We start from the raw sequence: 16,082 nt of genomic DNA, 5'->3' as shown, positions 1-16,082 counted from the left end.
ATGTCGGATAAGGAAGAGGATGAACGTTACACATTCACTTTCGTTACAACAGGCTCGAAATCTTCATCTTGCTGCGCAGGGAATGCTGCGCACACCTTCTCACCGCGCACGCTTTCAAGATCTTATTGATTGCGTCTCGCGTATGTCACTGCTGCAAATCGATACCATTAATGTCGTGGCGCGAAGTCCCTATCTGGTGCTATTCAGCCGCCTTGGTCATTATCCCTCGTCATGGTTAGAGCAGGCGCTGAAGCAGGGCGAATTGTTTGAATACTGGGCGCATGAAGCGTGCTTTATTCCTCGCGCGGATTACAAACTGCTGCGTCATCGCATGTTGTCACCCGAGAAACTGGGTTGGAAATATAACGCAACCTGGATGAGCGAACATCAGCAAGAGATTACCGATCTGCTTGAACACATCAGGCTAAATGGCCCTGTAAGGGCTGCGGATTTTGCGAGTGGCGACAATCATAAACCAGGCTGGTGGGCATGGAAGCCGCATAAACGGCATCTGGAAAATCTCTTTAGCGCAGGGGAATTGATGGTAGCAGAAAGGCGAAATTTCCAACGCGTTTATGATTTACGCAGCCGCGTAATGCCTGAGTGGCAAGATGAATTACATAGCATTGATGAAACTGAGGCGATCAGCCTCATGCTACTCAATAGCGCTCGCAGTCTGGGAATTTTTCGCGCCGCCTGGTTGCCTGATTATTACCGCCTAAAGCGTGTTGCGCTTAAACCCTTTTTAACGCAGATGCAGGCTAATGGTGACATTGTGGCCGTCAACGTGGCGGGGCTCGGTGAAATGTGGCTGCATCGTGATTCTCTTTCGCTGCTTGATTCCCCTCTTTCCGCCAGTCACAGCGCACTGTTATCACCTTTTGATCCCGTGGTATGGGATCGTAAGCGTGTGCTAGAACTGTTCGATTTTGATTACCGCATCGAGTGTTATACGCCTGAAGCGAAACGTAAATATGGCTATTTCGTATTGCCTTTCTTGCATCGAGGCCAGATTAAAGCACGGTTGGATGCACGCATGATGCGTAAATCCAACCAGCTCGTGATTAAAAACCTATGGCTGGAAGATAATACACGTCTGACCCCCTCATTTATTCAGGATTTTCAGCGTGCCATTACGCGGTTTGCAGCCTGGCAAGATGCAGAACAGGTTATTATTGAACAGGCTCCAAAAGCGTTGCTTTCTGCATGGAGTTCGTCGTGGAGCGTCAACAGCAAGGGTGCGTAACCTCATCTGGTTTCCGTACAGTCGCGATGCTTTCGCTATGGTATGCTTGAAGCCTAAGAATTCGGTCCTTGAAGGAGGATATATGGATCACCGTTTACTCGAAATCGTTGCCTGCCCAGTTTGTAATGGCAAGCTGTATTACAACAATGCTCAACAAGAACTGATCTGCAAACCGGATGCGCTGGCATTCCCGGTGCGCGATGGCATTCCGGTTTTGCTTGAAAATGAAGCCCGTACATTGTCGATTGAAGAGATTCATCCATGAGTTTTATTGCCATCATTCCTGCGCGCTATGCTTCTACGCGTTTGCCTGGAAAACCGTTGGTCGATATTCATGGCAAACCAATGGTGGTGCATGTCATGGAGCGTGCACGTGAATCCGGTGCCAGCCGGGTCATTGTCGCAACCGATCATCCCGACGTGGCAAAAGCGGTTGAAGCTGCTGGCGGCGAAGTCTGCATGACGCGCGCCGATCATCAATCGGGCACAGAACGTTTGGCTGAAGTGATCGAAAAATATCAGTTTGCTGATAATGAGATCATTGTAAACGTGCAGGGCGACGAGCCGATGATCCCTGCGGATATCGTTCGTCAGGTCGCAACCAACCTGGCAAAAGCTGATGCAGGTATGGCCACGCTAGCTGTGCCGATCACCGATGCTGAAGAAGCATTCAATCCCAATGCCGTAAAAGTGGTAATGGATGCACAGGGCTATGCACTCTATTTTTCGCGTGCAACCATTCCCTGGGATCGTGAGCGCTATGCGGCGTCTCGCGACATTATTGGTGACACACTGCTGCGTCATATTGGCATTTATGCCTATCGCGCTGGATTTATCCGTCGCTATATTGCCTGGGCGCCGTGTCCGCTAGAGCAAATCGAACTGCTCGAGCAACTTCGCGTGTTGTGGTACGGCGAAAAAATCCATGTCGCTGTGGCTAAAACCATTCCGAGCGTGGGTGTCGATACCCCAGAAGATTTAGTGCGCGTGCGTTTAGCCATGCAAGCTTAAAAAGGCCGGGGAACACTTCCCCGGCTTATGTCAAAAAGTTGATCCACTTCTAAACTTCTTATGATCAAGCCCTCCAGGATAGTGTGATATTTCATCTCAGGAGGATGACGTATGGAACACCTGAAAGCTGAATTAACGCTGGTGCTGGGTGAAAAAATCAGTCGTCTGGAAACCATCAGTGAACAGCCTCCAACCCGGCTTTATGCCTTGTACGATCATGATGGCAAGCCGATGCCGCTGATAGCGAAATATTATCGCCATCAAGGGCGTGCCGCGCTCGAAGCCAAAAAGCTGGCATTACTAGGCCATGAAGGATTAATTGCCGTGCCTGCAGTTTATGGCGTGGTCATTAGCCAGCAAAAGCCAGTGCACGAAATGTTACTGTTGGCGCGACTCAATGGCGTGTCGGCAGAAGCGCCCACCCGCGACGCTGCGCGATGGCAGGAATTTTGCGAACAGGTGGTTGAAGGCTTGTTGGCCTGGCATCGCATCGACAGTCATGGTTTAGTCGGCACGGTTGACAGCACCCAAGAGAATAGTTGGCCTGCATGGTTTAAACAACGGGTTGAAGTTCTATGGGCAACAATGAGCTATTTGCGGCCGCCTTACTTCACGCTTGAAGATCGCCAAATTTTATTTCGCTGTCGCGAGCGATTAGCCCATTTGTTGCGGGACTTCGATGATCCCTGTGTAATGCTTCATGGCAATGTGCGATTACAAAGCATGATAAAAAATGCGCGCAGTGATCAGCTCATCGCGATGACGCAGCCGGGAAATATTCTCTGGGCACCGCGTGAATATGAGCTGATCCATTTAGGCGAGTCAGCTGCAGAAACGGCGCTGCTGCATGATTACTTACAGCGCGCACCGGTTTCAGAAGGATTTGTCTGGCGGCGTTGGGTCTATCAATTATGGGATTGCATCGATACTTTGATCCATAGCGGCGAATTTGATCGCCCGCGTTTTGACCATGCGCGTCAGCAGCTACTTCCCTGGCTCGGTTAGCGGTAAATCATCAGCCTTTACGCGTTGCCAGGCTTGCCCCAACGTTTCGTAAACAGCGCGTTCGCTGTGGCCCAACCAAAGCGGCGAAGGTATGGCGCGCTCCCACCAGTTTAAGGGTGAGGTAATGGCCATCTGATTAGCCGGTGCTGCAATCGGATTCAATCCAGCAGCCTGAAAAAATTGCATCGCTCTGGGCAGATGATTAGCAGAACTGATTAGCAGGAAAGGGTGCTGACCAACTTGCCTTTTCACCGCCAGCGCTTCCTCTTCGGTATCTTTAGGTTGATCGAGAATTTTAATCTGCTCAGGCGGTACGCCCAGGCTTTCAGCCACTGAGGCTGCCACCCACGCATTGCTTCTGGGGTTCTGTCCCCCCGCTGCGCCAGTGAATATCATCGTGGAATCAGGATTGCGCCGCCATTGCCGCACGCCTTCCGTTACTCTTGGCAAACTATTGCCCACTAAATTTGAACTGGGCGCCCAATTCGGATTGAAGGTATAACCGCCACCCAGCACCACGATATAATCCACCTTTTCTGCACCGTTCCAGGTTGCGTAACGATTTTCCAGAGGGAAAAGCAGGCGATCGGCAACAGGTTGTAGGCTCAATAACAGTAAAACAAGCCAGCTGACTGAGATCACTATTTTGCCGCTTTTCTGCCATCGGCTGCACCAAAGCAGTAAAATACCCAAAGCCATTAGCAATAGCAGAAACGGCAGGGGAAGTAACAGACCGCCCACCGCTTTTTTCAGGCTAAAAAGCATCTAAAAACTCTCCTGTTGTCCGAAAAAACAGCAGCTGGAAGAGAAGAACAGGATGAAAGGTTCATTCTTCTGGTGCCTGTGACAAAATAGCACAAGTCTCACCGCAGCATACCGGAGCCAGCGCCATGCAGGATCGCAACTTTGACGATCTCGCGGAAAAATTTTCGCAAAATATTTACGGCACCACCAAAGGACTAATACGTCAGGCGATCTTGTGGGATGAGCTTGAAACCATTATTCCCAGCCTGTCAGCTGAACCGTTAAAGATTCTGGATGCAGGGGGCGGTGTTGGACAAATCTCCAGTGGCCTGGCAGCGCGAGGGCATCAGATTTTATTGTGCGATCTCTCAGCTGAGATGCTTCGCCGTGCGCAGGAAAATGCTGAAGCGCTGGGTGTGAGCCAGAACATGCAATTCAAACAAATTAGCGCCCAGCAGGTGGGCGAACATTTGGATACGCCAGTGGATCTGGTATTGTTTCACGCTGTGCTTGAATGGGTCGCTGAGCCTGAGAAAGTTCTTAAAGCCTTGTTCGATGTTTTGCGACCTGGCGGGGTGCTTTCGCTGATGTTTTATAACCTGCATGGCTTAACGCTACGCACCTTAACACTCGGCAATTTTGGCTATCTGCGAACCAATTTAACCAAACGTAAAAAGCGTACGTTGTCACCCGATTTTCCGCGCAATCCTGATGACGTTTACCGTTGGCTTGAAGCGTGTGGATTTGTTATCGAGCAACGTGCGGGCATTCGGGTTTTCAGTGACTACATGAAGCCGCCTAAAGGCGAGCCGAAAAGCGACGAAGAGATCATTGAGATGGAGCGGCGCTATTGCCGTCAGGAACCCTTTTTGAGCTTAGGGCGCTACATTCACGTAACCGTGCGCAAACCCGGGCAGAAGGACGAATTATGAGTGAATTTTCCCAGACGGTACCTGAATTGGTATCCTGGGCGCGTAAGAATGATTTTTCGCTTGCGCTGCCAGTAGAACGTCTGGCCTTTTTGCTGGCCATCGCCACCCTTAACGGTGAGCGGATGGATGGCGAAATGAGTGAAGGCGATTTGATAGATGCCTTTCGTCATGTCAGTAAAGCTTTCGAACAAACCCACGAAACCGTGCTGGTACGCGCAAATAACGCTATCAATGACATGGTGCGCCAGCGCTTACTCAACCGATTCACCAGCGAACTGACGGAAGGCAATGCAATTTATCGCCTGACGCCGTTGGCAATCGGCATCACCGATTATTACATCCGCCAGCGTGAGTTCTCCACGTTGCGTTTATCTATGCAGCTGTCGATTGTCGCGAATGAGCTGAAGCGCGCTGCTGATGCCGCCGAAGAAAATGGCGATGAATTTCACTGGCACCGTAACGTATTCGCGCCGCTGAAATACTCTGTCGCTGAGATTTTCGACAGCATCGACATGACTCAACGTCTGATGGATGAGCAGCAGCAGGCAGTGAAACATGACATCGCCGATTTGCTGAATAAAGACTGGCGAGCGGCGATATCCAGCTGTGAAATGTTGCTGTCGGAAACCTCCGGGACGCTACGTGAGCTGCAAGATACGTTGGAAGCCGCTGGCGATAAGCTGCAAGAAAACCTGTTGCGCATTCAAGATGCCACGCTCGACAGCCCGGATTTAGGCTTCGTCGACAAGCTGGTGTTTGATCTGCAAAGCAAACTCGACCGTATTACCAGTTGGGGCCAGCAGGCAATTGACCTGTGGATTGGTTACGACCGCCACGTACATAAATTTATTCGTACTGCCATCGACATGGATAAAAACCGCGTCTTTGCACAACGCTTGCGCTTGTCAGTCCAAAATTACTTCGATGCGCCATGGGCGCTCACTTACGCCAACGCTGAGCGGCTGTATGACATGCGTGACGAAGAGCTGACGCTGCGTAATGAAGAGGTGATGGGTGAACTGCCCGCCGAACTTGAGTACGAAGAGTTCAATGAAATTCGCGAGCAGCTGGCAGCGATGATTGAAGAAGCGCTGCAAGAGTATAAGTCTCAGCAAAAACCGCTCAACCTCGCCACAGTGATGCGCGATTACCTGGCGCAATATCCACGGGCTCGACATTTCGATCTCGCGCGTATTGTGGTGGACCAGGCCGTGCGTCTCGGCGTAGCAGAAGCTGATTTAGCCGGCTTGCCCGTGGAATGGCAGGCCATTAATGATTACGGAGCCAAGGTGCAGGCACATGTCATCGACAAATATTGAACAAGTGATGCCAGTTAAACTGGCCCAGGCACTGGCAAATCCGCTTTTCCCTGCGTTAGACAGCCAGTTACGCGCGGGACGACATATAGGTATTGAAGAGCTGGATAACCACGCTTTTCTGATGGATTACCAGGAATATATTGAAGAATTTTACGCTCGCTACAACGTTGAGCTGATCCGTGCGCCAGAGGGGTTTTTCTACCTGCGCCCGCGTTCAACAACGTTAATCCCGCGTTCTGTATTGTCTGAGCTGGATATGATGGTAGGCAAAATCCTTTGCTATCTCTATCTCAGCCCAGAACGTTTGGCCAATGAAGGTATCTTCACCCAGCAGGAGCTTTACGATGAGCTGCTGTCGCTGGCTGATGAAAATAAACTGTTGAAACTGGTTAATCAGCGTTCAACCGGTTCGGATCTGGATCGCGCCAAACTGCAGGAGAAAACGCGCGCCTCGCTGAGTCGCCTGCGTCGTCTGGGTATGGTGTGGTTCTTTGGCAATGACAGCAGCAAATTTCGCATTACTGAATCAGTATTTCGCTTTGGTGCCGACGTGCGCAGCGGTGATGATGCCCGCGAAGCGCAGTTACGCTTGATTCGTGACGGTGAAGCAATGCTGTTCGAAAATGCAACCGCGCCAGTTGAAGCCGATGAGCCTGAAGAGAATGACAGCGAAGCGAGTGATAACGCGGAGGAACAGCAAGCATGATTGAACGCGGAAAATTTCGTTCGCTAACGCTGATTAACTGGAACGGCTTCTTTGCACGTACCTTTGATCTGGATGAGTTGGTCACCACGCTGTCAGGCGGAAACGGGGCTGGCAAATCCACCACCATGGCAGCGTTTGTGACTGCGTTGATCCCCGATCTGACGCTGCTGCACTTCCGTAACACCACGGAAGCGGGCGCAACCTCGGGTTCACGCGACAAAGGCTTGCACGGTAAATTGCGTGCCGGCGTCTGCTACTCAATGCTGGACGTGGTGAACTCACGCCATCAACGTGTGGTGGTGGGGGTTCGTTTGCAGCAGGTCGCGGGCCGCGACAAAAAAGTCGATATCAAACCGTTCAGCATTCACGGTTTGCCAACTGACACCAATCCCACCGACATGCTGACGGAAGTATTGAACAGCCGTCAGGCGCGCGTGCTGCCGCTCAATGAAGTAAAAGAACGTGTTGAAGCGCAAGAAGGTGTGCAGTTCCGTCAGTACAACTCTGTTATCGATTATCACGCCATGCTGTTTGATCTGGGCGTGGTGCCGCGTCGTTTGCGCTCGGCCAGCGATCGCAGCAAGTTTTATCGCCTGATTGAAGCCTCGCTGTATGGCGGGATTTCCAGCGCCATTACCCGATCGCTGCGTGATTATCTGTTGCCGGAAAACAGCGGCGTGCGTAAAGCGTTCCAGGATATGGAAGCTGCGCTGCGCGAAAACCGCATGACGCTGGAAGCGATTCGCGTAACGCAATCCGATCGCGATCTGTTTAAGCATCTGATCTCCGAAGCGACAAACTACGTTTCCGCTGACTATATGCGTCACGCTAACGAGCGCCGCATCCATTTGGATAGCGCCTTGTTGCTGCGTAATGACCTGTTTAGCAGCCGAAAGCAGCTGGCGTCAGAGCAATATCGCCACATTGAAATGGCGCGCGAATTGTCGGAGCACAGCGGTGCGGAAAATGATCTTGAAGTGGATTATCAGGCAGCCAGCGATCACCTGAATTTAGTGCAAACCGCGATGCGCCAGCAGGAAAAAATCGAGCGCTACGACGGTGACATTGAAGACCTCACGCTTCGCCTGGAAGAGCAGACTGAAGTGGTGGCTGAAGCGCGCGAAATTCAGGAAGAGAATGAGGCCCGTGCCGAAGCCGCTGAGCTGGAAGTGGATGAACTAAAAAGCCAGCTGGCTGATTTCCAGCAAGCACTTGATGTGCAGCAAACGCGTGCGATTCAGTATCAGCAAGCTTTGCAGGCGCTGGAGCGTGCCCGCGCGCTGTGTCAGTTACCTGATTTAACCATCGACAATGCCGCTGAATGGCAGGAAAGTTTCCAGGCCAAAGAAGAAGAGGCCACCGAGCGTCTGCTGCGCCTTGAGCAGAAGCTGAGCGTAGCAGAAGCCGCGCACAGCCAGTTTGAGCAGGCGTTGGCTTTGGTTACCAGTATTGCCGGCGATGTCAGCCGTCAGGATGCTTGGCAAACCGGACGTGAATTATTGCGCGATGCCAATAATCAGCGCCATCACGCCGATCAACTCTCTTCGCTGCGCCTGCGGTTGAATGAGCTGGAGCAGCGTCTGCGCGAGCAGCATGATGCAGAACGTTTGTTAGCCGAGTTCTGCAAGCGTCAAGGTCAGCACTATGACGCGGATGCTCTGGAAGGTTTGCAGCGCGAACTGGAAGCGCAAATTGAGCATCTGAACAGCAGCGTGGCGGATGCCGGTGAACAGCGCATGAAAATGCGTCAGGAGCTGGAGCAGCTACGCGAGCGCATTACTGCGCTGACTACGCGTGCGCCACACTGGCTGGCGGCGCAAGAAATTCTGACTCAGCTGAGTGAACAAACCGGGCAGGAATTGGCGAGTAGCCAACACGTTACCGAATACATGCAGCAACTGCTGGAGCGCGAACGCGAAACCACGGTTGCCCGCGATGAAGTGGCAGCGCGTAAGCGTGACGTTGAGCAGCAAATTGAACGCCTTAGTCAGCCTGGTGGCGCAGATGATGCGCGCTTAAACCAGCTGGCAGAACGTTTTGGCGGCGTGTTGTTATCGGAAATCTATGATGACGTTACGCTTGACGATGCGCCTTACTTCTCAGCCTTGTACGGTCCTTCGCGACACGCCATTGTGGTGCCGGATCTGTCACTGGTGCGCGAGCAGCTGGATGGTCTCGAAGAGTGTCCAGAAGATCTTTATCTGATCGAGGGCGATCCGCAGTCATTTGATGACAGCGTATTCAGTGTTGATGAGTTACAAAACGCGGTGGTGGTGAAGGTCGCTGAGCGTCAATGGCGCTATTCACGCTTCCCGAAAGTGCCGCTGTTTGGTCGTGCCGCACGTGAAAATCAGTTGGAACTGCTGCATGCCGAGCGCGATCGTCTGGCTGAGAGTTACGCCACGCTGTCATTTGATGTGCAGAAAACGCAGCGTCTGCATCAGTCGTTCAGCCGTTTTATCGGCAGTCATTTGGCTGTGGCGTTTGATGATGATCCAGAAGCGCAGATTCGCCAGCTTGGCGGACGTCGCGGTGAATTAGAACGCGCGCTGAATCAACATGAAAGCAACAATCAGCAGCAGCGTCAGCAGTACGAACAGGCGAAAGAGGGTGTCGCGCAGCTGAACCGTTTGCTGCCGCGCGTTAACCTGCTGCTCGATGAGACGCTGGCCGATCGCTGTGAAGAGATCCGTGAGCAGGTCGAAGAAGCGCAAGATGCCGCACGCTTCCTGCATCAACACGGCGCGAAGTTGGCGAAGCTCGAACCGCTGATTACTGTTTTGCAAAGCGATCCTGAGCAACATGAACAGCTGCAGGCTGATTATCAGCAGGCGCAACAGCAGCAACGCAATGCACGTCAGCAAGCCTTCGCGCTGACTGAAGTGGTGCAGCGCCGGGCGCATTTCAGCTATGAAGATTCTGCTGGCATGTTGAACGGAAACAACGATCTCAGCGATAAATTGCGTCAACGCCTTGAGCAGGCTGAAGGTGAGCGCAGCCGCACGCGTGAACGTCTGCGCGAGCATCAGGCGCAGCTGACACAATATTCACAGGTGCTGGCTTCGTTGAAAAGCGCCTATGACGCCAAGCGCGATATGCTGAAAGAGTTGCAGCAGGAGATGCAGGATATTGGCGTACACGCTGATAGCCGCGCTGAAGAGCGCGCCCGCATTCGCCGTGATGAGCTTTATACCGCGCTAAGCCACAACCGTGCGCGTCGTAATCAGCTGGAAAAACAGCTGACCTTCTGTGAAGCAGAGATGGAAGCGCTGCGTAAGAAGCTGCGCCACCTCGAACGCGATTATCATCAGAAACGTGACCAGGTTGTCAGCGCCAAAGCGGGTTGGTGTTTAGTGCTGCGTTTGGTGAAAGACAATGGCGTTGAACGTCGTCTGCACCGTCGTGAATTGGCCTATTTAAGCGGTGATGAGCTGCGTTCCATGTCGGATAAGGCATTGGGTGCGCTGCGTCTGGCCGTTGCGGATAATGAACACCTGCGTGATGTGTTGCGCTTGTCTGAAGATCCAAAGCGACCAGAGCGTAAAATTCAGTTCTTCATCGCCGTCTATCAGCATCTGCGTGAACGTATTCGACAGGATATTATTCGTACCGACGATCCGGTTGAAGCCATTGAGCAGATGGAAATTGAACTGAACCGTCTGACTGAAGAGCTAACGGCGCGTGAACAAACGCTGGCAATCAGCTCACGCAGCGTGGCGAATATCATTCGCAAAACCATTCAGCGTGAGCAAAACCGTATTCGCCAACTGAATCAGGGTTTGCAGACGGTGAGTTTTGGTCAGGTTCGCAGCGTGCGACTGAACGTCAACGTGCGTGAAACCCATGCGATGCTGCTCGACACGCTGTCGGAAGAACATGAACAGCATCAAGACCTGTTTAACAGTAATCGTCTGACCTTCTCTGAAGCCTTGGCGAAGCTCTATCAACGTCTGAATCCTCAGATTGATATGGGCCAGCGGACGCCGCAAACCATCGGTGAAGAGCTGCTGGATTACCGTAACTATCTTGAGATGGAAGTGGAAGTCAATCGGGGTTCCGACGGTTGGTTGCGCGCAGAAAGTGGCGCGCTGTCAACGGGTGAAGCAATCGGTACGGGGATGTCAATTCTGGTGATGGTGGTACAGAGCTGGGAAGAGGAGTCGCGCCGTCTGCGTGGCAAAGACATCTCGCCTTGTCGCTTGTTGTTCCTTGACGAAGCAGCACGTCTGGATGCGCGCTCAATTGCCACGCTGTTTGAACTGTGCGAACGTCTGGAAATGCAGCTGGTTATTGCAGCGCCAGAGAACATCAGCCCGGAAAAAGGCACAACCTATAAACTGGTCCGTAAGGTATTTAACAATATCGAGCACGTTCACGTTGTGGGTTTGCGCGGCTTTGCAGCCGATCCAGCGCCGACGCGGTCTGAAAGCGAGGCTGGTTCCAGTCCCCATTTCGCAATAGAAAAATCGCAGGTGGAATCGTAGTCAAAAACTGCGCCATTGGTTAATCTGGTGACGGCATTTGTCGATTGAGGCAAATGCCGTTTTTTATTCTTATACTCATAAATATAAGTGGCAGCCCAATCGCAGTAATCTCAAGGAACGCTGCGCAGTAGATTAATCAAGGGGGCAGGGATGTTGCTGGTCAATAAGTTGAAACACCGTCGCGTTATTTCATTGTTAGCACTGGCGCTAACCGTTATTCCTGTTGGCGTATCGCAAGCCGCTATCATTAGTGCGTTACCTGGAACGACACAAGGAACGCTGTCGGTCAGTGAAAGTCAGCAACAAATTCAGCAGGCTTTCTCAGGTGCCGATCGACCTTTTTACCAGGCTTCACTGGCTACAATTTATGCGTCGCGTCAGATGCAACCGATTTGGCAAGACCGGGATGCAGTACAGAAATTTCAGCAGCAGCTGGCCGAAGTTGCGCTTTCTGGTGTGCAGCCGCAATTTACTCGCTGGGTTGATCGTCTAACCGATCCGAATATCAAAGGCTTTGCCCGCGATGTGGTGCTGTCTGATGCAATGCTCGGCTATTTGCAATTTGTCTCGAATGTTCCTACTCAAGGCGAAACCTGGCTTTACAGCAACGTGCCCTACAAATTGGCTCAGCCCTCAGTGGCGGTCGTGAATCATTGGTTAAATGCAGTGAATGCCGGGGCAAATGATGCTTTCATCAGCTCCTTAACGCCGCAGCATCCTCAATATGTACCCATGCATACGGCATTAAAAAACCTGCTTAGCGATAAACTTCCCTGGCCGCAGCTGAAAAATAGCCAAACGCTACGGCCAGGCCAGGTCAGCGACGATGTACCGGCTTTACGTGAAATCTTACAGCGCAGCGGCATGATGACGGCGCAAATCGCGACGCCAGCACCCACCGATGATGCTGTGCCGACGGCTGTCGAACCGGTGAGCCAAAGTGAACAGCCAATAGCAGTGAGCCCTTCGGCAACCAGCGTTAACGATCTGCCGGCGCAGCCACCACAAGCACTGGGCAATGTACAAAATATGAGCGCAGAGGTCAGCGCAGAAAATATTTATGACAACACGCTGGTGGCTGCCGTTAAGCGTTTCCAGCAGTGGCAAGGTCTGGCGGATGATGGCGCGATTGGTCCACGTACCCGCGAATGGCTAAATGTCTCACCGCAAATGCGTGCCGCATTGCTGGCATTGAATATTCAGCGCCTTCGCTTGCTGCCGGATGATATGCACAACGGCATCATGGTGAACATCGCAAACTACTCGCTGATCTATTACAACAACGGCAACAAGATCCTTTCATCGCGGGTTATCGTTGGTCGTCCCGATCGCAAAACACCGCTGATGCGCAGCGCGTTGAACAATGTGGTGCTTAATCCTCCCTGGAATGTGCCCACCACGCTGGTACGTCAGGATATCATTCCGAAGGTGAAGCAAGATCCTACCTACCTTTACAAGCATGGTTACACGTTGTTATCAGGATGGAGTGCAGATGCGCAGGTCATGGATCCCAGCATGATTGACTGGAGTATGGTGTCGGCTTCCTCTTTCCCTTATCGCTTACGCCAGGCACCTGGCGCAACCAATTCTCTGGGCCGCTATAAATTCAATATGCCAAGCTCAGACGCGATCTATCTGCATGACACGCCGAACCACAACTTATTTCAGCGTGATATTCGTGCACTGAGTTCTGGATGTGTGCGCGTCAATAAAGCCTCTGAACTGGCGGGTTTGCTGCTACAAGATGCGGGTTGGAACGACAGTCGCATCTCAAGTACGCTTAAAGAAGGGGACACGCGCTATGTCCCTATTCGTCACCGCATTCCGGTTAATCTTTACTACCTGACTGCATGGGTGGCGGATGATGGCAAACCACAATATCGAACAGATATTTACAATTATGATGATACTGCGCGCTCAGGCAGTCAGGTATTGCTGCGAGCAGAACAGCTTTTGCTCTAGTGGTTGATTTTTCTTCACTCTTCAAGGCTTATAAAAAGTAAGCCATGTCTTGAAAAGGCGGTCCTGGGCGGGATCGCCGCACAAACTCCCTTGTCACGGGTTGACGATCCTTTGAGAGAAAGTTAAGGTTCGGCCTTGTGCGCTTTTTGCACATTTCTAAGCTTTCACTCTCAGGTAACACGTTACATGTCTAATATTGATTCTTTTCGTCGTAAATTACTGCTTTGCGGAAGCGCAGCCGCAGGTCTGGCATTGTTGCCGACATCCGCAAGGGCCTCACTTTCAACTTCTCGTCCACGTGTATTGACGCTCAACAATCTGCACACTGGCGAAACGTTGAAAACTGAGTTTTTCAACGGGAAAAGTTACGACAAGGATGAGTTATCGCGCTTGAACCATTTCTTTCGCGATTTCCGCGCTAACAAAGTAAAAAGCATTGATCCCCATCTGTTTGATCAAATTTTCCGTCTGCAAGCATTGCTGGAAACGCGTAAACCGGTTCAGCTGATTTCCGGCTATCGTTCTTTATCAACGAACAATATGTTGCGCGAAAGCGGGCCGGGTGTAGCCAAGCATAGCTATCACACCAAAGGCCAGGCGATGGATTTCCATATTGAAGGCATTGCGCTAAGCAATGTACGCAAAGCGGCATTAACAATGCGCGCTGGTGGTGTAGGATATTACCCACGCAGCAACTTTGTGCACATTGATACCGGGCCGGTCAGGCACTGGTCGTAAACCGGCAACGCTGCGTGTGTCGGTCATGGAGCGTTATGAAATACCACATTATTCCTGTTACTGCGTTTGCACAGAACTGCTCTGTTATCTGGTGTGAAACCACGCGCGAAGCGGCGCTGGTCGATCCGGGTGGCGATGCATCTACCCTCAAGCAAACGCTTGAACAGCTTAATTTAAAGCCTGCGCAGATCTTGTTAACGCATGGGCATCTGGATCACGTAGGCGCGGCGGCTGAACTGGCAGCGTTTTACTCAGCTCCGATTATTGGACCACAAAAACTGGATGCATTCCTGTTAGCGTCGTTACCGCTGCAAAGCCGTATGTTCGGTCTGGACGATTGTGCTGCCTTTACGCCCGATCGATGGCTGGAAGAGGGCGACAGCGTGCAGGTAGGTCTAGTGACGCTGGATATATTACATTGCCCCGGCCATACGCCGGGACACATCGTCTTTTTTGATCGTGTTGGACGATTACTGATCTCAGGGGATGTGATCTTTAATGGTGGCGTGGGTCGCACTGATTTCCCGCAGGGAAATCATCAGCATCTGATCGAGGCAATTAAAACAAAATTGCTGCCATTAGGCGATGATGTTGAATTTGTGCCAGGGCATGGCGCGACGTCAACGTTGGGAAGAGAACGTCTGAGCAATCCTTTCCTGCAATAACGTTTCTGCAATAAAAAATGGGCCATTTGGCCCATTTTTTTATGACGCTAATTCTGCTTAAAGTACAGCAACAATCGCTTCACACAACGCTGACATATTATCTGGTGTCATGCCTGCTACGTTCACTCGGCCTGAATTCACGGCATAAACCCCGAACTCTTCGCGCAGGCGAATAACCTGGTCTTTAGTCAGTCCGCTGAAAGAAAACATGCCGTTCTGCTTGATGATAAAGCTAAAGTCGCGCTGAGCACCTTTCTCCGCCAGGGTATTTACAAACAAATGGCGCATACGTTGAATACGTTGACGCATATCTGAAAGCTCTTGTTCCCAGATAGTACGTAAAGCATCGTTATCAAGAATGGTCGCTACAACAGCAGCACCGTGTGCGGGTGGATTCGAATAGTTGGCGCGAATGGTATATTTAACCTGGCTGAATGTAGTATCAGCCACGGCAGCGTCGGCTGCTACCAGCGTAATTGCCCCTACGCGCTCATTGTATAATCCGAAGTTTTTCGAATAGGAGCTAGCAACAATCAGCTCCTGATGCGAAGCCGCAAAAATGCGCAAACCTTCAGCATCTTCATCCAGGCCACGCGCGAACCCCTGATAGGCAAAATCGAACAGCGGCAGCCAGCCGTTAGCGTGTGAAAGCTGTGCCAGCTGCTGCCATTGTTCTGCAGTAGGATCGATACCGGTTGGGTTGTGACAGCAGCCGTGAAACAGGACTACGTCACCCGCTTTGGCTTCTTTAAGGGATGCCAGCATACCGTCGAAATCCAACTGGTGGTTTTCAGCATCGTAATAGTGGTATTCACACACTTCCAGGCCTGCAGCATTGAACACATTTTTATGGTTCGGCCAGCTTGGATTGCTAACCCAAATACGTTTCACCGCGGTTTGGGTTGAAAGGAAATCTGCGGCTACACGCAGTGCGCCTGTACCGCCAGGCGTTTGTGCAGTACGCGCGCGGCCTGAGGTGATCAATGCATTCTCTTTGCCAAACAGCAATTCCTGCGTGCAGCGCGCGAAATCGGCCAAACCATCAATGCTGAGATAGTTTTTAGTGGTTTCATTCTCAAGCAGATACTGTTCGGCTTTTTTAACGCTAGTCAGAACAGGCGTTTTGCCGGTTTCATCTTTGTAGACGCCAATACCAAGATTAATTTTATGGGGGCGGTCATCAGCGCGGAACAGATCGGCCAGTCCAAGAATAGGATCAGCGGGTGCAGCAGAGATCGATTCAAACATGAGTCAGGTCCAGTAGCGTGAA

General features: G+C 51.6%; 13 protein-coding genes. 11 read left to right on the top strand and 2 right to left on the bottom strand.

Annotation, left to right across the window (positions count from 1 at the left end):
- Positions 1 to 19: 19 nt before the first annotated feature.
- The 4 genes from MUG06_RS07870 to MUG06_RS07855 all read left to right on the top strand — a co-directional run bounded on the left by MUG06_RS07870 (position 20) and on the right by MUG06_RS07855 (position 3,262).
- Positions 20 to 1,246 carry a winged helix-turn-helix domain-containing protein gene (locus tag MUG06_RS07870; protein ID WP_243078239.1) on the top strand — a complete coding sequence of 409 codons (1,227 nt, stop codon included), beginning with the start codon at positions 20 to 22 and terminating at the stop codon, positions 1,244 to 1,246.
- Between the two features lie 82 nt (positions 1,247 to 1,328).
- Positions 1,329 to 1,511, top strand: coding sequence for a Trm112 family protein (locus MUG06_RS07865; RefSeq protein ID WP_215847186.1), 183 nt, complete (start codon positions 1,329 to 1,331; stop codon positions 1,509 to 1,511).
- Positions 1,508 to 2,257 (top strand): 3-deoxy-manno-octulosonate cytidylyltransferase, encoded by a 750-nt coding sequence (kdsB, locus tag MUG06_RS07860; RefSeq protein ID WP_243078238.1) that lies wholly within the window; start codon positions 1,508 to 1,510, stop codon positions 2,255 to 2,257. Before MUG06_RS07865 ends, kdsB begins: the two co-directional genes overlap by 4 nt.
- Before the next feature lie 111 nt (positions 2,258 to 2,368).
- Complete coding sequence (locus tag MUG06_RS07855; RefSeq protein WP_215847184.1) at positions 2,369 to 3,262, top strand: hypothetical protein; 894 nt, start codon at positions 2,369 to 2,371, stop codon at positions 3,260 to 3,262.
- On the opposite strand, the gene elyC is transcribed toward MUG06_RS07855, so the two are convergent.
- Positions 3,242 to 4,027 (bottom strand): envelope biogenesis factor ElyC, encoded by a 786-nt coding sequence (gene elyC, locus MUG06_RS07850; RefSeq protein ID WP_243078237.1) that lies wholly within the window; start codon positions 4,025 to 4,027, stop codon positions 3,242 to 3,244. The genes MUG06_RS07855 and elyC overlap by 21 nt on opposite strands.
- A gap of 125 nt (positions 4,028 to 4,152) precedes the next feature.
- On the opposite strand from elyC, the gene cmoM reads away from it, so the two are divergent.
- From cmoM to MUG06_RS07815, 7 genes are all read left to right on the top strand, one after another.
- Positions 4,153 to 4,938, top strand: coding sequence for a tRNA uridine 5-oxyacetic acid(34) methyltransferase CmoM (gene cmoM, locus MUG06_RS07845; protein ID WP_215847183.1), 786 nt, complete (start codon positions 4,153 to 4,155; stop codon positions 4,936 to 4,938).
- Positions 4,935 to 6,257, top strand: a complete 1,323-nt coding sequence (gene mukF / locus MUG06_RS07840; protein ID WP_243078236.1) for a chromosome partition protein MukF — start codon at positions 4,935 to 4,937, stop codon at positions 6,255 to 6,257. Before cmoM ends, mukF begins: the two co-directional genes overlap by 4 nt.
- Complete coding sequence (gene mukE / locus MUG06_RS07835) at positions 6,238 to 6,963, top strand: chromosome partition protein MukE (protein WP_215847181.1); 726 nt, start codon at positions 6,238 to 6,240, stop codon at positions 6,961 to 6,963. Before mukF ends, mukE begins: the two co-directional genes overlap by 20 nt.
- Positions 6,960 to 11,447, top strand: a complete 4,488-nt coding sequence (gene mukB / locus MUG06_RS07830; protein WP_243078235.1) for a chromosome partition protein MukB — start codon at positions 6,960 to 6,962, stop codon at positions 11,445 to 11,447. The genes mukE and mukB overlap by 4 nt, the downstream gene beginning before the upstream one ends.
- Positions 11,448 to 11,597: 150 nt before the next feature.
- Complete coding sequence (gene ldtD / locus MUG06_RS07825; RefSeq protein ID WP_243078234.1) at positions 11,598 to 13,409, top strand: L,D-transpeptidase; 1,812 nt, start codon at positions 11,598 to 11,600, stop codon at positions 13,407 to 13,409.
- Positions 13,410 to 13,595: 186 nt separating this feature from the next.
- Entirely contained in the window at positions 13,596 to 14,147 is a 552-nt protein-coding gene (locus MUG06_RS07820; protein ID WP_215847179.1) for a YcbK family protein, read from the top strand.
- A 35-nt stretch (positions 14,148 to 14,182) separates the two neighbouring features.
- The gene (locus MUG06_RS07815) at positions 14,183 to 14,812 is read left to right on the top strand and encodes an MBL fold metallo-hydrolase (RefSeq protein WP_215847178.1); all 630 of its coding nucleotides are present in this window, start codon (positions 14,183 to 14,185) and stop codon (positions 14,810 to 14,812) included.
- Between the two features lie 57 nt (positions 14,813 to 14,869).
- Here the strand turns inward: MUG06_RS07815 and MUG06_RS07810 are convergent, their stop codons facing one another.
- A complete protein-coding gene (locus tag MUG06_RS07810) occupies positions 14,870 to 16,060 on the bottom strand; it encodes an amino acid aminotransferase (RefSeq protein ID WP_215847177.1) in 1,191 nt (396 codons plus the stop codon).
- Positions 16,061 to 16,082 lie beyond the last annotated feature (22 nt).

Origin of the sequence: Pantoea sp. MQR6 (assembly GCF_022761075.1) — a bacterium.
GTDB classification, from domain to species: domain Bacteria; phylum Pseudomonadota; class Gammaproteobacteria; order Enterobacterales; family Enterobacteriaceae; genus Pantoea; species Pantoea phytostimulans.
This window is presented reverse-complemented; position numbering and strand designations above follow the sequence as displayed.